The 18432-nt window shown below is 56.8% G+C and carries 17 protein-coding genes; 7 read left to right on the top strand and 10 right to left on the bottom strand.

Annotation, left to right across the window (positions count from 1 at the left end):
• Positions 1 to 14 precede the first annotated feature (14 nt).
• The gene (locus tag HZS81_RS10005; RefSeq protein WP_179930418.1) at positions 15 to 890 is read right to left on the bottom strand and encodes a pirin family protein; all 876 of its coding nucleotides are present in this window, start codon (positions 888 to 890) and stop codon (positions 15 to 17) included.
• A 233-nt stretch (positions 891 to 1123) separates the two neighbouring features.
• Positions 1124 to 2164, bottom strand: a complete 1041-nt coding sequence (locus tag HZS81_RS10000) for a zinc-dependent alcohol dehydrogenase family protein (protein ID WP_179930417.1) — start codon at positions 2162 to 2164, stop codon at positions 1124 to 1126.
• Positions 2165 to 2284: 120 nt separating this feature from the next.
• Here HZS81_RS10000 and HZS81_RS09995 point away from each other — a divergent pair, with 120 nt between their 5' ends.
• The 3 genes from HZS81_RS09995 (at position 2285) to HZS81_RS09985 (ending at position 4642) form a co-directional block, all read left to right on the top strand.
• On the top strand, positions 2285 to 2782 hold the full coding sequence (locus tag HZS81_RS09995; protein WP_241697453.1) for an Lrp/AsnC family transcriptional regulator: 498 nt from the start codon (positions 2285 to 2287) through the stop codon (positions 2780 to 2782).
• Between the two features lie 305 nt (positions 2783 to 3087).
• Entirely contained in the window at positions 3088 to 4179 is a 1092-nt protein-coding gene (locus tag HZS81_RS09990) for a helix-turn-helix domain-containing protein (protein ID WP_179928988.1), read from the top strand.
• A complete protein-coding gene (locus tag HZS81_RS09985) occupies positions 4154 to 4642 on the top strand; it encodes a PIN domain-containing protein (protein ID WP_179930416.1) in 489 nt (162 codons plus the stop codon). The genes HZS81_RS09990 and HZS81_RS09985 overlap by 26 nt, the downstream gene beginning before the upstream one ends.
• A gap of 91 nt (positions 4643 to 4733) precedes the next feature.
• Here HZS81_RS09985 and HZS81_RS09980 read toward each other — a convergent pair whose 3' ends face one another.
• Positions 4734 to 5612, bottom strand: coding sequence for a YicC/YloC family endoribonuclease (locus tag HZS81_RS09980; protein WP_179930415.1), 879 nt, complete (start codon positions 5610 to 5612; stop codon positions 4734 to 4736).
• A gap of 122 nt (positions 5613 to 5734) precedes the next feature.
• Here HZS81_RS09980 and rph point away from each other — a divergent pair, with 122 nt between their 5' ends.
• Complete coding sequence (gene rph, locus HZS81_RS09975; RefSeq protein WP_179930414.1) at positions 5735 to 6472, top strand: ribonuclease PH; 738 nt, start codon at positions 5735 to 5737, stop codon at positions 6470 to 6472.
• 102 nt (positions 6473 to 6574) lie between these two features.
• Here the strand turns inward: rph and HZS81_RS09970 are convergent, their stop codons facing one another.
• Positions 6575 to 7342 carry an exodeoxyribonuclease III gene (locus HZS81_RS09970; protein WP_179930413.1) on the bottom strand — a complete coding sequence of 256 codons (768 nt, stop codon included), beginning with the start codon at positions 7340 to 7342 and terminating at the stop codon, positions 6575 to 6577.
• 86 nt (positions 7343 to 7428) lie between these two features.
• Here HZS81_RS09970 and pyrE point away from each other — a divergent pair, with 86 nt between their 5' ends.
• The gene (pyrE, locus tag HZS81_RS09965) at positions 7429 to 8088 is read left to right on the top strand and encodes an orotate phosphoribosyltransferase (protein WP_179930412.1); all 660 of its coding nucleotides are present in this window, start codon (positions 7429 to 7431) and stop codon (positions 8086 to 8088) included.
• A 9-nt stretch (positions 8089 to 8097) separates the two neighbouring features.
• Here pyrE and HZS81_RS09960 read toward each other — a convergent pair whose 3' ends face one another.
• Positions 8098 to 8568: a tRNA (cytidine(34)-2'-O)-methyltransferase gene (locus tag HZS81_RS09960; protein ID WP_179930411.1), complete on the bottom strand. Its 471-nt coding sequence runs from the start codon at positions 8566 to 8568 to the stop codon at positions 8098 to 8100.
• 36 nt (positions 8569 to 8604) lie between these two features.
• Here HZS81_RS09960 and rep point away from each other — a divergent pair, with 36 nt between their 5' ends.
• A complete protein-coding gene (rep, locus tag HZS81_RS09955) occupies positions 8605 to 10662 on the top strand; it encodes a DNA helicase Rep (protein WP_179930410.1) in 2058 nt (685 codons plus the stop codon).
• A 119-nt stretch (positions 10663 to 10781) separates the two neighbouring features.
• Here rep and HZS81_RS09950 read toward each other — a convergent pair whose 3' ends face one another.
• From HZS81_RS09950 to HZS81_RS09930, 5 genes are all read right to left on the bottom strand, one after another.
• Entirely contained in the window at positions 10782 to 11621 is an 840-nt protein-coding gene (locus HZS81_RS09950; protein WP_179930409.1) for a c-type cytochrome, read from the bottom strand.
• A gap of 174 nt (positions 11622 to 11795) precedes the next feature.
• Positions 11796 to 13649: a glutamine--fructose-6-phosphate transaminase (isomerizing) gene (gene glmS / locus HZS81_RS09945; RefSeq protein WP_179930408.1), complete on the bottom strand. Its 1854-nt coding sequence runs from the start codon at positions 13647 to 13649 to the stop codon at positions 11796 to 11798.
• Between the two features lie 69 nt (positions 13650 to 13718).
• Positions 13719 to 15104 carry a bifunctional UDP-N-acetylglucosamine diphosphorylase/glucosamine-1-phosphate N-acetyltransferase GlmU gene (gene glmU / locus HZS81_RS09940; RefSeq protein ID WP_179930556.1) on the bottom strand — a complete coding sequence of 462 codons (1386 nt, stop codon included), beginning with the start codon at positions 15102 to 15104 and terminating at the stop codon, positions 13719 to 13721.
• 4 nt (positions 15105 to 15108) lie between these two features.
• Positions 15109 to 16227: an FAD:protein FMN transferase gene (locus HZS81_RS09935; protein ID WP_422141584.1), complete on the bottom strand. Its 1119-nt coding sequence runs from the start codon at positions 16225 to 16227 to the stop codon at positions 15109 to 15111.
• Positions 16228 to 16244: 17 nt separating this feature from the next.
• Positions 16245 to 17045 carry an undecaprenyl-diphosphate phosphatase gene (locus HZS81_RS09930; protein WP_179930406.1) on the bottom strand — a complete coding sequence of 267 codons (801 nt, stop codon included), beginning with the start codon at positions 17043 to 17045 and terminating at the stop codon, positions 16245 to 16247.
• Between the two features lie 186 nt (positions 17046 to 17231).
• On the opposite strand from HZS81_RS09930, the gene HZS81_RS09925 reads away from it, so the two are divergent.
• The gene (locus tag HZS81_RS09925) at positions 17232 to 18428 is read left to right on the top strand and encodes a cation diffusion facilitator family transporter (protein ID WP_179930405.1); all 1197 of its coding nucleotides are present in this window, start codon (positions 17232 to 17234) and stop codon (positions 18426 to 18428) included.
• Positions 18429 to 18432 lie beyond the last annotated feature (4 nt).

Genomic DNA, 18432 nt, shown 5'->3' with positions numbered 1-18432 from the left:
TTTCTGTACAAACTTTAGGCGTCGAGCCCGCCAAATTTGCCGTTCTGATAATCATCGACCGCCTGAACGATCTCTTCGCGGGTATTCATCACGAAGGGCCCGTGGGAATAGACCGGCTCATCGATCACCTCGCCATGGCCAAACAGCAGGCGTGCGTCGCTGCTGGCTTCGATTTCGAGGCTGGCGCCATCGCGATCCACTTCGATCAAGTGGTGGGCCTTAACGGGCTCGCCACCCACGGTGACATCGCCTTCCACCACGTAGAGGAACACCTGCCGCCCTGGTGCCACGGTCAGCTGCTCGTGGCTACCGGCAGGCAGCCGTAGCGTTGACATGAATATTCCCGTCAACGTCTCGATAGGGCCAACGTCATCCTGCCATTGCCCTGCTATCAGGTTCAGCTCACCACCGCCTGGCAGCGTGATGGTAGGTATCGATGTTTGCTGCAGACCCACGTAGCGAGGTTCGGTCATTTTTAAGTGCGCAGGCAGGTTGACCCACAGCTGCAGAATTTCCAGCGGACCGCCGTCGCGCAGAAACTCTGGCGGCGAAATTTCCGCATGCACGATGCCGCTGCCTGCGGTCATCCACTGCACGCCGCCCGCATCGATCACGCTTTGATGCTTAGTACTATCGGCGTGGGCCAGCGAGCCTTCCAGAATAAAAGTGACCGTTTCAAAGCCTCGGTGTGGGTGCGGGCCAAACGGCAGCCCACGGTTATTGGCCGGATACGCCTGGGGGCCGTGGTGGTTAAGAAACAGGAACGGATCGAGTTGCTCAAGCTGCGGTCCCGGCAATGGCCGCCGGGTGACCAGATCGCCGATATCGTCGCGCCTGGCCGGGTGCTGGGCGATCACGCGGCGGACTGATTGGATAGTGTCTGATGGCATAACTTACTCCTTTTCAATACGACCAGCGTAAAACCTCAACCCGCTGATGAGGAGCGAATAATTTGCCTCGTTTCGTTGAAGGAAATTGTTACCAAGCGTCTCAAAGAGGCTCTGATTAACGTGATGAGCGCAGACCAGACAAGGCAAAAATCAACGAAAAGGCGGATCGGACTCGCGCACGAGGCGATTTTTAACGCCGTATGGTCAAGCGCAATAGTTAATCAGCGGTTTCCTCAAAACTCGGTCACCACCGTCACCCCCGCCCCTTCGAACTTATCCATGTTCATCAGCGCATCAATCGACTGCTCAAGATTGATTCGTTTGCCGATTAGTTTTTCAGGCGCCAGCTTTCCAGACTCGATCATCGCCAGCATGGCGTCGTAACGGTGGGCCTGCATGCCATGACTGCCCAATATTTCAAGCTCGTTGGCAATCACCTGGCTCATGGGAATAGCCGGTGTGCTGTTCTCCGCCAACATCAGCCCGACCTGAATATGCTTGCCACGTTTACGCAGGTTGCTGATCGAGTTAAAGCAGGTCGTCGGATGCCCTAGCGCATCCAGCGATACGTGAGCGCCTCCCCGGGTTATCTCCGCCACCGCTTCGACCACATTGGGTACCTTGGCAGCATTCACGGTGGCAGTGGCACCCAGTTGGCGAGCCAGATCAAGAGCGCCTTCAGAAATATCGATGGCCACCACGTTGGCGCCGACGGCGTTGGCAATCATCACGGCAGAAAGCCCAACCCCACCGCAGCCGTGGACGGCCACCCACTGCCCGGCCGAGGTTTGGCCCTGATCGACCACCGCCCGAAACGAGGTGACGAAACGACAGCCCAGGCTTGCCGCCGTGGCAAAGTCGAGCGTCTCCGGCAATGCAACCAGGTTCACATCAGCGTAGTGAATACTCACATACTCAGCAAAGGAGCCCCAGTGCGTGAAACCGGGCTGAAACTGGCTATCGCACACCTGATGATTGCCGGAGTGGCACTCAGGGCAGGTACCACAACCGCCAACGAACGGAACCGTGACGCGGTCGCCAATGCGCCACTGTTTGACGTCTTTACCCACGGCTTCAACAACGCCTGCCAGCTCATGGCCCGGCACATGAGGGAGCTGGATATCGGTATCATGCCCTACCCAGGCATGCCAATCGCTACGGCACACCCCATTCGCCATCACCTTCACCACCACACCGTGGGTTTCAGGCGTCGGATCAGGTAACTGCTGTATTTGGGGAGGGGCGGAAAATTGCTCAAAAACAACGGCTTTCATAAACGACTCCTGCGCGGTATCAATTGTTTTTTAATATAACCAACCGCGCCTGAAATTACTTTTCTGATAAATGGACACACATGCTAATTTTGAAGCATTCTTGCTTCTAAGTGCATAAAAATGAAATATCCTTTTCAAATGAGTCAATTAGACAAAATAGACGCCCAACTAATCGATAGCCTTCAAGCCGATGGTCGGCTATCCATCGCCAAGCTGGCCGAGCGGCTAGGAATGAGCGAAGCCACCTGCTGGCGACGCCATAAACGCCTGGAAGAATTGGGCGTGATCGAAGGCTACCAAGCCACGCTGAACCGCCGAAAGCTCGGCGGCAACGTGCTGGCCTTTGTGCAGATCACCTGTACTCAGCACAGCGAGGCGGCCACCGCGGAGTTTGAACGCATTATCCAGGCCAGTTCCCGGATGCTCAGCTGCCATAACACCACCGGCGAGGCAGACTTCCTCTTGCAGATCATCGCCCAGGACCTCGATGACTACAGCCGCTTCGTGGAAAAAGTGCTACGCCAGCTGCCGGGAGTATCGAGCATCCGCTCTAATATATCCCTACGGGAAATGAAGACGACAAGCCACTTGCCGGTTGGAGAGTTGCTGGGGCTTTGAGCGAGGCAACTGAGGAGGGAGCCAAGCCGTGAATACGGTCATAAAGCTATTGGGAAATAGGCTCAACCTTACGTTCAGGAGATCACGGACGTTATTTGCACCTTCCCGGCTGTGGCAAAAGACCTTGGTGTGAAAACCAGCACCATCGAGCTGATCACCCATCGGTTGAACGAGAGAAGTATCTCTCTAAGAAATAAGCCACTACATGTAGTGCTCCTATATCTAAATCTACATATCAGGTTGACAGGTGTCAACCCAATCACCATATTGTCAACTTAAACCACCTTAAAACAAGGTAGAAAGTCATGCTGCATGATCGTATACATCGTGCGCGTGTCCTCAAGAATATGACCTTGCAGCAGTTAGCCGATCTGCTGGGGGGCATAACCAAGCAAGCTCTGTCGAAATATGAACAGGGCAAGGACGCGCCCAATTCGACTCGCTTGATCCAACTGGCGGATGCGCTTGGGGTTAACCCTGAGTATTTTTTCCGTTCAGACTCAGTAGAGCTGGGAAAAGTAGACTTCCGTAAGCACTCTGCCTTCGGAAAACGCCAGCAAGAAGCCGTCAAGGAGCAAGTGCGTGAGCACCTTGAGCGCTATTTAGCAGCAGAAAGGCTGTTCCAAACCGGCCAATCACCTGATGAATTTTCCAAATGGCATCAGCGTTTTTCCGTATCCAGTATCGATGAGGTCGAACAGGCAGCTAATAAACTCCGTGAAGAATGGCAGCTTGGGCTAAACCCTATCGCCAATCTGACTGAAACCCTGGAAGAAAACGGCATTAAAGTCGTCAGTCTTCAGGCTCACGAGAAATTTGATGGGCTTTGCGCTCTCGTCAACGATGGCTCGGATGCCGTTATTGTCAGTAATACTGAGCGTCCTGGAGAACGTCAGCGTTTTAATCTCGCCCATGAGCTAGGACATTTGGTTATGTCACTACCTGAGGAGCTTCATGGCACTCGGGATGAAGAAAACTGGTGCCACCGCTTTGCTGGGGCGTTTCTCTTCCCGGCAAATCAAGTGCGCGTCACCTTTGGTGAGCACCGCAAACGGGTGCTGTTCCAAGAGTTTCTTTTGGCCAAGGAGGAGTGGGGCATTTCTATTCAAGCCACTTTGCGCCGGTTATATGACCTGGATATCGTTAGTTCGAGCTTCTATCAGAACACTTTTCGCCTATGGTCGATGAAGGGTTTTCGAAAAAGTGAACCTGGTCGACAAGAGCCTGAAAAATCCTATCGCCTGAAGCAATTGGTTTACAGGGCGCTGGCTGAAGGACTAGTTACTCCTTCAAGAGCAGCGGAGTTACTCAGTGTAAGCCTTGGAGAAATTGAGGAAATCATGGCAAACGGACAGGCAGGTGACAGTGAACATGTCAGCGAAAATTCTTGTCTCTGATACCAATATCTGGATAGATCTTCACCGCAGTGGCCTGCTTGAAACCGTGTTTGCCCTACCTCACCAGTTCGTCACCACCGACTTTGTGTGGCGGGAGCTGAAAAAGCCCCCTGGCCAAGAGTTAACGGGATTAGGCCTTGTGGTTGAAGCATTCAGTGGTGAGGAAGTTGCAACGCTTTTTACGCTACGCCAAACATTGGGTAATTCCTCACTAGCGGATGTGTCGTGCTACTTCCTAGCAAAGGAAAGAGGCTGGACGCTGCTGACCAATGACGGCGCGCTCAGGAAATCAGGGCAACAAAGCAAATTAGAGGTTCGTGGTGTACTTTGGATATTAGATGAGCTGGAAGCTCATGCCCTTCTTTCGCCAAGCCAACTGGCCGACGCTTTGGAATCGATGCTAAAAGCGGGTGCCAGGCTACCGGAAAACGAATGCCATCAACGGCTAAGTCGATGGCGATAAGGTACTTCGATAAGGGTAAAGCCTCACAATGACGCTACCCACATTTCCTGGCACAACCACAACGCTCTCCTGAAGCATCATCACTGAAAAACTACTCAATATTTTGAATCTGCTCCCTCATTTGCTCTATCAGCACCTTAAGCTCCACCGCGCAGCGGGTCGTCTCTGCCACCACGGATTTTGACGAGAGCGTGTTGGCCTCGCGGTTGAGCTCCTGCATCAGGAAGTCCAGGCGGCGGCCTTTGGGGCCTTTCTGGGCCAGTTGGCGGCGTACTTCTTCCACGTGGGCCGTGAGGCGGTCGAGCTCTTCGTCGACGTCAGATTTTTGTGCCACCACTACCAGCTCGGCTTCCAGGCGTTGGGGGTCAAGTTCGGTCTTGGCGGCTTCTAAGCGCTCCAGCAGCAAGGTGCGCTGGCGCTCCAGAATTTGTGGCAGCAGGCTGCGCACGGTGGCGACCTGTTCGCTCACGGCGTCCAGGCGGGTGGTGATCATCTCGGCGAGCTTTGCGCCCTCTCTTGCGCGGGCGTCAATCAGCTCGTCCAGCGCTTGCTCAAACAGCGTGGCGGCAGCGGTCTTGATGGCCTCCTGGTCGAGATGCTGAGCTTCCAACACGCCGGGCTGATTTAAAAGGTCGAGGGTGGTGGGCACGCCGGCGTGGGGAACCTGGTGGTGCACCACGCTCAGCGCTTCGGCGATTTCCGCCAGCCGTTGAGTATTGACGGCGGGTGCCTGACTTTCCTCAGCGGCGTCAAAACGCAGACTGCATTCGACCTTGCCGCGCGCCAAACGGTTACGAAGGGCATCGCGCAGTAGCGGTTCCAGCTCGCGCAGGGCGTCGGGCAAGCGAAAATGTGGCTCCAGGTAGCGCTGGTTCACCGAGCGAATTTCCACCTGCAGCGTGCCCCACGGGTAGGCGTGCTCGGTGCGGGCGAAAGCGGTCATGCTGTGTACGCGGCGTGCGGTGGCCATGCGGGCTCCTGGAGTAATTAGCGGGATTAATTGGATTAGTCAGTCTACCCGATATCGCAAAAGCCGGGGGCTCAGACGTGTACAATGACGCCTTTCCCCTAATGTTGATCAAGAGAGGTGCTATGCGTCCTGAGGTGATTCGCCCAAGTGGCCGTGAGGCTGACACGCCGCGCGAAGTCCGCTTAACCCGTGGCTATACCCGCCATGCCGAAGGCTCAGTATTGGTCGAGTTTGGCGATACCAAAGTGCTATGTAACGCGAGCGTTGAGACGGGTGTGCCGCGCTGGTTGCGGGGCAAAAACCAAGGCTGGGTAACCGCTGAATACGGGATGCTGCCCCGCGCGACCCACTCGCGCAGCGGCCGTGAAGCCACCCGAGGCAAGCAGGGCGGGCGCACGTTAGAAATTCAGCGCTTGATCGGTCGTAGCCTACGCGCGGCGGTGAATTTGAAAAAGCTTGGTGAGTTCACTATCACCGTGGATTGCGATGTGATTCAGGCCGACGGCGGCACGCGTACGGCGGCGATTACCGGCGGATGCGTGGCGCTGGTGGATGCGATTCGTTATCTACAGCGGGAAAAGAAAATCAAAGGCGACCCACTGATACAGCTGGTGAACTCAATTTCGGTGGGTATTTACAAAGGCGTGCCGGTAGTGGATCTGGACTACCCGGAAGATAGCCAAGCCGATACCGATATGAACGTGGTAATGACCGAAAGCGGCGAGCTGATCGAAGTGCAAGGCACCGCTGAGGCGGGCACGTTTAACCGCACTGAGCTTAACGCCATGTTGGACTTGGCCGAGCAGACAGGCAAAGCGCTGACCCAGCACCAGCGTGAGTCACTGGAAATTCGCAGTTAAGCGCTGACGTCACCCTTGCCGTTAGCTAGAACGCCACAGGTCCGCTTTTCAGCCGGCCTGTGGGTATCAACGACGCGGGAAAGTAGCGTAAAAAAACGGGCGCTATAGGTCGAGGTCGTACTCAACAATCAGCGGCGCGAACTCAGAGAAAGTCGCGTCGTAATCGATCCACGCATCCACCACGTGACGGCGGAAGTTGGGTCCGACGAGCTGATAATCAATGCGCCAGCCCTCTTGGCGCTCACGCGGCACCTCTTGGTCAAGCTTTGGCCACCAGGTATATTCACCCGCGTCGCGGTTGATCTCACGGAAGGTGTCGATAAAACCGATGGGACCCAGCACTTGGTCCATCCACGCGCGTTCTTCCGGGCGAAAGCCAGAAGTCAGCTGATTATCGGACCAATTGACCAAGTCGAGGGTCTTATGGGCAACGTGCCAGGTACCGCAGATAATATACTCGCGGCGCTTACGCGCCATCTTGCTCAGGTACTCTTGGTACTGCTCCATAAATGCATGTTTGGCTTTCTGGTCGCTGCCGTCGGGCATCAAAAACGAGGCGATACTGAAGCGGTCGTAATCGGCCTGCAGAAAGCGCCCTTCGTGGTCGCACTGCGGAAAGCCCAAGCCATACATAATCGCTTTGGGAATCTTACGGCAATAGAGCGCGACCCCGGAGAAACCCTCCTCTTCGGCATCCAGAAAATAGCCTTCATAGCCTTCCGGGTAGAGAATATGGTCGCCCAATTCAAAACTTTTTGCCTTAATGTTCTGCACGCAGACCACGTCGGCATCCTGCTGAGCCAGCCAGTCCAGGAAGCCCCGATCGACGGCGTCACGAATACCATTGACATTGATGCTGGCAATTTTCATAAATCGTCCCTTTTGCGTCGCTGCTGTATGATACCCGACGTTTCGACGTTTGGGTAAATCCCCCACGAAAAATCGCGAGGATCACTGTGACAATCCCCTTACAACCGTATCAACGCGAGTTCATCGCCTTCGCTATCGAACAGGGCGTGTTGAAATTCGGCGAATTCACGCTCAAATCCGGCCGTGTGAGCCCCTATTTCTTCAACGCCGGGCTATTTCAAACCGGCCGTGCGCTTGCCAAGCTCGGTCGCTTTTATGCCCAAGCGATTGTGGATAGCGGTGTAAACGCCGACGTGCTGTTCGGCCCGGCGTACAAAGGCATTCCGCTGGCAGCCGTTACCGCCGCCGCACTGGCCGATCACCACGACCGTGATATGCTCTACGCGTTTAACCGCAAAGAAGCCAAGACCCATGGCGAAGGCGGCAACATCGTCGGGGCGGCGCTTGCCGGTGATATTCTGATCATCGACGATGTGATCACCGCTGGCACCGCCATCCGCGAAGTAATGGCGCTGATCGAGCAAAGCGGCGCCCGCGCAGGCGGGGTGATTATCGCGCTAGACCGCCAAGAGCGCGGCCAGGGCGAACAGAGCGCGATCCAAGAAGTGGAAACCACCTACGGCATACCCGTCGTGAGTATTGTGACATTGGCACAGGTACTCGCCTATTTGGAAGCGCACGCCGGGCCCGAGATGCAGCCCCACGCCGAGGCAATCCGCGCTTACCGGACCCGTTACGGGGTTTAATCGTCGCCGTTAGTCGCTCGCGGCGCCGGCAAAGCCTTGCTGGCGCCACGCTTCAAAGCTCACCAGCGCCACCGCGTTGGACAGATTTATACTACGATTATTAGGTTGCATGGGGATTAACAGCTTCTGCTCGGGCGTGATAAGCGCATGCGCCTCGGCGGAGAGCCCGCCGGTTTCCGAGCCGAACAATAGCACATCGCCCGGCGCGAAGACCGCCTCGCTATAAGGGCGCGTCCCGCGAGTGGTCAACGCCCAGATCGTGCGGCCCTGCATTGCCGTAAGAAAGGCCGCAAAATTCGCGTGGCGCGTCACATTGGCCAAATCGCGGTAGTCCAACCCGGCACGGCGCAGTTTTTTCTCTTCCAGGTCAAAGCCCAGCGGTTCAATTAAATGCAGCCGACAGCCATTATTGGCCACCAAACGCATGATATTGCCGGTATTGGGCGCCATTTTAGGCTCGAACAGCGCAATTTCGAACATCGGTCTGCCTTCCACACGTAAAGGACGCATTCTGCCATGAACCCGAGCATCGCCCAACGTCTTAACGGCTTGAACCCGCGTCAACAGGAGGCCGTGCGCTATATCGACGGCCCCTGCCTGGTGCTCGCCGGCGCGGGTTCGGGCAAGACCAGCGTGATTACCACCAAGATTGCCTATTTGGTGCAGGAGTGCGGGATGAGCGCGCGCAAAATCGCGGCGGTGACCTTTACCAACAAGGCCGCCCGGGAGATGAAAGAGCGCGTGGGGCTGATGCTAAGAGGCAAAGAAGGCCACGGGCTAACGGTCTCGACCTTTCACACGTTAGGGCTGAACATTATTCGCGGGGAGCTCAAAACCCTAGGCTATAAACCCGGCTTTTCGCTCTTCGACCCGGAAGATGCCAAAGCACTGCTGCGCGATTTGATGAACAAGGACGCCCAGGTCGACGCCGAGCAAATCAACGCCGTGCAAAGCCAAATTTCGCAGTGGAAAAACGACCTGGTACTGCCGGGTGACGCGCTCTCGTTTGCCGCCGATGACAACGAGCACTTTGCCGCGCGGGTGTATGAAGCCTACGTGCGCCATTTAAAAGCTTACAACGCGGTGGATTTTGACGACCTGATTCTGCTTCCAGTGGTCCTCCTGCAACGCGACCCCGAGGCCCTGGCCCGTTGGCAACGCAAAATTCACTACATGCTGGTGGATGAGTACCAGGACACTAACGTCTCTCAATACCTCCTGGTGAAGCTATTAATGGCCGAGCGGGCGACCTTTACCGTGGTCGGCGACGATGACCAATCGATTTACGCTTGGCGCGGCGCGCGGCCGGAAAACCTCATCACTCTGGGCGATGATTTCCCGCGTTTGAAAGTGATCAAACTAGAGCAGAACTACCGCTCCACCGGCACCATATTGCGCTCGGCCAATACGCTGATTGCCAATAATCCTCACGTCTACGAAAAAACCTTGTGGTCAGAAATGGGCGATGGCGCGCCGATTCGCGTGATCGTCAACCGCCACGAAGAAGCCGAGGCCGAGCGGGTCGCCAGCGAAATGTTCACCCGGCGGATCAAGGAGCGTGCCGAGTGGCGTGATTTTGCCGTGCTTTACCGGGGCAACTTTCAGGCGCGACTTTTAGAGCTCAAGCTGCAGCACTACCAAATTCCTTACAAACTCTCGGGCGGTAAGTCATTTTTCTCGCGCAACGAAGTCAAAGACACTATGGCTTACCTGCGCCTTTTGATTAACCCTGCCGACGATAACGCCTTTTTACGCATTGTGAACGTGCCGCGCCGGGAAATTGGCCCCGGCACACTGGAAAAATTGGCGAATTATGCCACCGAGCGCTCGAATTCGCTATTTGCCGCCTGCCATGAGATCGGCCTGGAACAACAGCTACCCACTCGCGCCGTGGAACGCCTGGGGCGCTTTACCCACTTTATCGACGGTGTGCGCAAGCGAATGGATCAAGGCGATGCGATTGCCGCCATCCGCGATATGCTGCGCGATATGGATTACGAGGCATGGCTGTATCAAAACGCCAGCGCGCCGACCGTCGCCGAGCGGCGCATGGCCAACGTATGGATGTTGATCGACCAGCTAGAGAAGTCACTGAACCGCGATCCTGAAGACGATACATCGTCCACTGAAACCGAAACCGATGGCGTCGAAGCGGCGATATCGCGCTTGGTGCTGCGCGATATTCTCGAACAACAGGCCGAAGAGGATGACTCCGACCGGGTGCAGCTTCTCACCATGCACGCCTCCAAAGGGTTGGAGTTTCCCCACGTCTATTTGATGGGTCTGGAAGAGGATTTACTGCCCCACCGCAACGCCATCGAAGTGGGCACGGTCGAGGAGGAGCGGCGGTTAGCCTATGTGGGCATTACCCGTGCCCGGCGCACGCTCACTTTGACGCTCGCCCGCCAGCGCAAGGCTTACGGCGAGCTGCTGGACTGCACACCCAGCCGTTTTCTCGACGAGCTACCCGACGAGGATTTGGAGTGGGAGGGCCGCGCCGATAAAGAAGACCCAGAGAAAAAGCAGGCCCGGGGTAAAGACGCCATCGCCGGATTGCGCTCGCTATTGGGCTGAGCGATATCGGCTGGGACAAATACACAAAAAAATATCCACAGGGGGTTTAAAAACCCACCTGTGGATAGATTGCTTTAGCATTTTAAGCCCAGTCATATGAATCACCGGGCGGAGGTGCATTACTGCGCTTGGGAAACCATGTAGTCCACGACGGCCATGATTTCTTCGTCCGAAGCGCTGCTACCCCCGCGCGGCGGCATCGCCCCTTTACCGTTGAAGACGCTCTGGTAAAGCGCATCGTTACCCTGCTCAATACGCGGGCCCCAAGCTTCAGCGTTGCCTAACTTAGGCGCACCGGCGACGCCCGCTGCGTGGCAGGCTGCACAACCAACGCTTGCGTAAAGTGCTTCGCCGTCTAAGTCGCTACCGCCACTCGCTTCTTCTCCACTGGCAGTGCCTTCACTAGCAGCCATTTCGTCGCCTGCCGCTTCGCTTTCAGACGCAGCGGTCTCTTCAGCAGCTCCCTCTTCGGATGCTGCCTGTTCAGAAGCCGCTTCGTCGCCGCCACCTAATTCAGGCACTTCCATAACGGGTTCAACCATATAGGCGACCGCCGCTTCAACTTCTTCATCGGAGAGGCTGGGGTTACCGCCTTTCGCCGGCATGGCGCCAATACCATTAATAGCGTGATCTAACAGCGTGGCGAAACCTTGTCCGGTACGCTCCGTCCAGGCGGCTTCGTCACCACGCACAGGGGCACCCGCAGCGCCGGACTCGTGGCAAGCACTACATACATTGGCGTAGATGCCTTCACCGTCGATATCACCGCCACTGCTATCGGCTGCCGCCGGCGCGGCGGAAGCCGTGCCACAATCCTGGCCCTCTAGACACAACTGCCCAACGGGTTCTAAGCGCTCAGCCATTGCATCATGCACCGCATCTTCCTGGGCGAAAGCACCTGAAGTGCCTGCCATGACGCCAAAGGCCGCCAGCCCGCTCATGATCAGCTTAAATTTCACTCTCACCACCTCTTGAGTTTTTATCGAAGTTATCGTCACTTCCGCGGGCGGCGGCGCCAAAACGGCTAAGCGCTACCGGGCCGCAAGACGTACTTATTACGGATGAAACTAGTATACCGACATCCCCAAGCGCTGGAAAATGCAACGTATGGCACTTATCGGCTATTTTCTGCACTACTCCACTGTCACGCTCTTGGCTAGGTTCCTCGGTTGATCCACGTCGGTGCCTTTGAGTACCGCGACGTGGTAGCTCAAAAGCTGCAGCGGCAGGGTATATAGTAGCGGTGCAAGCGCTTCGTGAATGTGCGGCAGGTGCAGCACTTGCGTGTCATCGTGGGCGTGGATGCCGACGTTTTTATCGGCAAAGACAAACAATTGACCGCCGCGAGCGCGCACTTCCTGCAGGTTGGATTTCAGTTTCTCCAACAAGTCGTCGTTGGGAGCGACCGAAATGACTGGCATTTCGCTATCCACCAGCGCCAGCGGCCCGTGCTTGAGCTCGCCAGCAGGGTAGGCTTCGGCGTGGATGTAGGAGATCTCTTTAAGCTTGAGCGCGCCTTCCAGCGCGATAGGGAAATGGGCGCCGCGGCCAAGAAACAACGCGTGATGCTTTTCGGCGAAAGCCTGGGAGAGCACTTCTATCTCGTCATTTAACGCTAGCACTTGCTGGCAAATCGGTGCCAACGCCTTAAGCGCCTGGACGATTTCCCCCTGCTCGCCCGCGTCTAACGGCGCATCGCTACGGCTTTTAGCCAGCGCCAGGGTAAACAGCATCAGGGCGATAAGCTGCGTGGTGAACGCTTTGGTAGAGGCGACGCCAATCTCAGGGCCGGCGCGGGTCATCAACGTAAGATCGGATTCGCGCACCAAGGAGCTTCCCGGCACGTTGCAGATACCCAACGCGCCGATGTAGCCCAGCGTTTTGGCGTAGCGCAGCGCGGCCAACGTATCGGCCGTTTCGCCCGACTGAGAAAGGGTGACAAACAGCGTGTCTTCCGGCACCACCGGGTGGCGATAGCGGTACTCAGACGCCACTTCGACCTGCACCGGCACGCCAGCGTAGCGCTCTAGCCAATAGCGCGCCACTAAGCCTGCATGGTAGCTCGTGCCGCACGCGATAATATGAATTTGCCGGGTACGGGCAAACAATGTTGCCGCCTCGGGGCCAAAGCTTTCCACCAGCACACCGGTATCGCTTAACCGTCCTTCTAACGCCGCGCTGATCACCGCCGGCTGCTCATAGATTTCTTTGAGCATAAAGTGGCGGTATTCGCCTTTACTCGCCGCCCCATCGCCGTGCTCAAACACATGAATCGGGCGCTCGACCGGCTGGCCAACGCGGTTAACGATGCGAATATGGCCGCCGTCTCGTAACTCGACCACATCGCCCTCTTCAAGATAAATAAAACGGTCGGTGACCGGCAAAAGCGCCAGCGGGTCGGAGGCGAGAAAGGCTTCATCGATACCCACACCCACGACCAGCGGGCTACCTTGGCGCGCACCGATGACCACATCAGGTTCACTCACGCTCATCACGCCCAGCGCATAAGCACCGCCTAAATCGTTCACGATGTGTTGCACAGCGGCAAACAAGGCGCCGCGCTCATCGCTGGCATCATCCAATGCATCGTTGAGTAAGTGGGCGATGACTTCGGTGTCGGTTTCCGAGGTAAAAACATGGCCGGCGGCTTGCAAGCGTGCTTTGGTACGCTCGTGGTTTTCGATAATGCCGTTATGCACTACAGCGACGCGATCAGTGCTGTGGTGAGGGTGCGCGTTAGCCTCAGAGGGCTTGCCGTGGGTAGCCCAACGGGTGTGGGCAATGCCGATAACGCCCGGTAGCGACTTTTCGGCAACGCGGGCATCAAGCGCCGCGACCTTACCCACCGCTCGGTGGCGGGTGAGCGCTCCTTGGTGCATCACGGTCATTCCAGCGGAATCGTAGCCGCGATACTCCAGGCGCTTTAAGCCTTCGAGCAAAATCCCTTGCACGTTGCGCTGGGCTACAGCACCGACAATGCCACACATAGCTTCTCTCCTATTTCGCCTTGGCCCTGACTACCTGGATACTTTTTATCTTAATCCCTGCTTTTACCGTCACGAATCGCTGCGTTTTTGTGGCCGCGGCCAATCGGCTTTTTCGACCTGGCGGCCACGGGTGACGGCCAAGGCGTGGTCGGGTACATCTTTACCAATGGTGGATCCGGCACCCACAGTGGCGCCAAGGCCGACCGATACCGGCGCGACCAGCGCGCTGTTGGAGCCGATAAAAGCGCCATCGCCAATCTCGGTGCGGTGTTTGTTAACGCCATCGTAATTACAGGTGATCGTACCCGCGCCCACGTTAACTTCTCGCCCTAAACGCGCATCGCCGACATAGCTTAGGTGATTGATTTTACTGCCCTCACCCACATCGGCGTTTTTCGTCTCAACGAAATTGCCCACTTTGGCCTTCACCGCCAATCGCGTACCAGGGCGCAGGCGGGCAAAGGGCCCAATCTGGTTGCGCCCGGCCGCCACGCATTGCTCCAGCACGCTGTGAGAGTCGACCACGCTTTCAGCGCCGATAGTGGCGTTTTTAATTACGCAGTAGGGGCCGATTTTCACGCCCTCGCCTAGCTCGACATCGCCCTCAAACACGCAGCCGACATCAATAAACACATCGTGTCCGCACGTAAGCGTGCCGCGAACATCCAACCGCGCCGGGTCAGCCAAGGCGACGCCTTGCGCCATCAGCTTCTCAGCCAGTTGGGTTTGATACGCACGCTCTAACCGCGCCATTTGGGCACGGTTGTTCACCCCTTCGACTTCAACCGGTGTGGCGGGTTGCGCGGTGGCCACGCTAACGCCTTCGTCAGCCGCCATCGCAATCACGTCGGTTAAGTAGTATTCGCCCTGGGCGTTGTCATCCGAGAGTTTCGGCAGCCAGCGCTTTAGCTGTGCACCGGTGAGCGCCATGATGCCAGTATTGCATTCACGGATGGCGAGCTCGTCGTCACTGGCATCTTTCTGCTCGACAATCGCCACCGCGTCACCGGCGTCGTTGCGCACGATGCGCCCATAGCCTGAAGGGTCCTCCAACGTGACGGTCAAAAGCCCCAGGTGCTTTTCATCGACGCGTTCCAACAGGGCGACTAACGTTTCACGGCGAATCAGCGGCACATCGCCGTAAAGAATCAGTACCTTGCCACTACCCAGCTGGGGAAGCGTTTGCGCCACGGCGTGGCCGGTGCCTTTTTGCTCTGCCTGTAGGGCAAACCGTACCGGCGTATCAACGTGCCGATCACTCAAGGCATCGCGCAGCGCATCGGCGCCATGGCCAATCACCACGTGGGTACGCGCTGGGTTGAGCGTCGCGGCGGTATCCAGCACATGACGCACCATCGGCTTGCCCGCTAATGTGTGCAGCACTTTAGGCAGTGGCGAGCGCATACGGGTGCCTTTACCAGCGGCCAGAATGACAATATCGAGTTCGGCGTGCATCGCGTTATCCTTTTTCATCAATCACAGTTTCCTCCGCAGTGGCAACGTCAATCCCTAGCTCTTCCAACAGTGCTTGACCGAAGAACCGGGCAAACGCTGGGCTCGCGAGGCTACGCCACGTTTCACCGTCGCGAATCAGCATTAAAACGCTAAGATCGTGCTCGCGCGCCAACGCCATACCGGCTTCATCCCCGGCTACGAGCAGGGCGGTTGCCCACGCATCCGCCCAAGCGTTAGAGGGGTGAAATATCGACACCGAGGCAAGCCCATGGGTGATGGGTTTACCGCTGCGCGGATCGATGGTGTGCGAGTAGCGCGTCCCTTCTATCTCGAAGTAGTTGCGATAATCGCCCGAAGTCGCCACCGACAAGTTTTCCAGCGGGATGACATGCTGCGCGGTTTGTGGGCCATCTTCGGGCACTTCGATACCCACGCGCCACAAGGTTTCTTCATCAATATCACGGTAGCCCCGTGCGATAAGATCGCCGCCCAGATTGACCAAATAGTGTTCCACGCCTTGCTGATCAAGATACGCAGCCACGCGGTCCGTTGCGTGACCTTTGGCCACAGCGGAAAGATCGACAAACACATCGCGCGTGCGCTGCGCCTGCATGGATTGCGTATCGACCTTGAGCGCATCAAACCCCACCTGCTCAAGGCGCTCGTTTAGCACAGCTTCAGACGGCACTTCCTCGGGACGTGCCTCGGGGCCAAAGCTCCACAAGTTCACCAACTCGCCAATGGTGACATCAAACGCGCCGTTACTGGCCTCAGCAACCGACTGGCTAATCGCCATTACCTCGATAAGCGCATTGGAGAGCGGCTGCCACTCCCCCAGCGGCGCTTGGTTGAACGCCATCAGTTCGGAATCATCGCGGTAGGTCGACATGGCCTGGTCAACCTGATCAAGCTGCGCTTTTATGCCCTCTTCCAGCGTTTTCGCTTCGCCTTGGGTGAGCGCATCGGCGATAGTGACTTGATAAAAACTGCCAAAGATGGGGCCGTCTAATCTTACCGGCGATTCCAGCGGGCGTTCGCTCTCAGACGAGCAGCCTACTAAGGCGAAGGCGCTGATAACCAGCAGGCCAAAAACGGTGTTGAGAGGACTTGTTCGCACTTTGATGTTCCCGTTGTTTCCGTTTACGAATGAAAAAACCATAGTAGCCAGGCCCCAAAAATCACGCGATAAAGCACAAAGGGCTGCATCCCCAAGCGTTTTATTAAGCGCAAAAAAACGTGAATACACAAATACGCGCTTAGACCCGAAAGGAGCGAACCCATGGCCATCACAGGCCAATCAATCGCTTGTGGCTGCTGAATTAGCCCGACGGCTTCAAGACCGCCTGCCAGCACAATCACCGGAATGGAGAGCAGAAACGAAAATCGCGCCGCGCCTTCACGGCTCATGCCGACCAAAAGCGCAGCGGTGATGGTAATACCCGAGCGCGAGGTACCGGGAATCAGCGCCAACACCTGGGCTGCGCCAATCACCAAAACATCGCTTAGGCGGATGTGATACTCGCTACGCGTGCCGCGCTGATTCCAATCGGCATACCCCAGAAGCATGCCAAACCCAATCAAGCTTAGGCCAATAATCAGCGTCGAGCGCATATAACCTTCGATTACATCGTGAAGGACAAAGCCCACGGCACATACCGGCAACGTGGCCAATACCACCCATAGCGCAAGCGTCGCCTCACGATCCACTCCGCGTCCGCGCAGCGCTGCTAAGCTGCTGGCCACCATGCCCCACACTTCGCGGCGAAAGTAGACCACCACCGCGGTCAAACTCCCGATATGCAGTGCGACATCAAAGGCAAGCCCCTGATCTTGCCAATCGGTGAGTACCGGCACCAAAATCAAATGGGCCGAGCTTGAAATCGGCAAAAACTCCGTTAGCCCTTGCACCACCGCCAGCACAATAACCTGTAACCAATCCATTTAAAGATCCGTCGTATTAAAACGTATGTTTGATAACCATCGTGATGGAAAAGCGAGCCTTCAATGGCGTTCAAGGATACACGCCGCTTTATCGCTTGTCCGCATCCTAAGGGCTTGGCCTATGGGGCAATTTGCTGCAATGCGCTACAATAGCACCTCATTGCCAGCGTGCTCGCAAGGTAACCCATGACACCCAATGCCCAAACACCTCAAGAGCCGTCTCACGCGGAAAGCAGCCGTGATGCGAAGCGTGTCACCACCGTTGGTGCGTGGCTAGACGGCACTTTGAGCGCGATAAAAGTTGTTGTGGGTTTGCTGGTCGGCTCGGCCGCGCTCATCGCCGATGGGATTCACTCGCTGTCTGATTTAATCACCGACGGGTTTGTCTTCGCGGCGATTCATTACGGACGCCAAGGGCCTGACGATGATCACCAGTACGGCCATGGCCGTATCGAAACCCTCACAACGCTACTTTTGGGCAGCGTACTGATCTTTGTGGCCGGAGGTATCGCCTGGTCGAGTTTAGACCGGCTGTTTAGCGGTACAGAGGTTAACGCGCCAGGAGGGGTGGCGATCGGGATCACCTTGCTCGCTTTACTGAGTAAAGAGTGGATTTTCCGCTATACCATGCGCGTCGCCAAACGTGTGCAATCCAAACTGTTGGAAGCCAACGCCTGGCACTCGCGAAGTGATGCGCTCTCCACCGCCGTGGTGTTGGTGGCCTTGATCGGGGCGCAGTTTGGCCTAGGCTGGCTTGACGCGGTCGCGGCTGTCATTGTCGGCTTGCTCGTCGGCAAAGTTGGCTGGGATCTTCTGTGGGATTCCGCCCGCGAACTCGTGGATACCGCCCTACCCGAAGATGCACAGCAGCAAATGCACGCCGTGGCGGAAAGCGTGCCCGGCGTGGATAGCGTCCACGACTTGCGCACACGCCAATCCGCCGGGTGGGTGATGGTGGATTTGCACGTAGTCGTGGGGCCGAAAGTTAGCGTGTCCGAAGCGCATGAAATCGGTAACGAAGTAAGCCGCCGTCTGCGACGCGCCTTCCCCGCGCTTACCGATGTGATTTTCCACATTGATCCAGAAGACGACGCCGGAGAAGGCGACCCCAGCCGCCTGCCCGGTTTACCGCTGCGTCCGGAAGTGGAAGCCGTGCTGAACGAGCGCTGGTACAAGCACCCGGTGTGGCGCACGCTCACTGACCTCCAGCTACATTACTTAGACGGCAAAATTTCCGTCTCATTAATTGTTGGCGATGCCATCCACCAGCCCCCTCAGTGCCTCGCTAGCCAGCTAAAAGCGCAGGCCAGCGATATCGAATGGCTTGGCAACGTCGAAGTGATGTTTATCACCCGCGCGACCAGCAATATGTCGTCGCGCTAGTGGG

Source organism: Vreelandella salicampi, from assembly GCF_013415105.1.
GTDB lineage: Bacteria > Pseudomonadota > Gammaproteobacteria > Pseudomonadales > Halomonadaceae > Vreelandella > Vreelandella salicampi.
The sequence above is the reverse complement of the archived record's forward strand: the minus strand, read 5'-3'. Positions and strand labels throughout refer to the sequence as shown.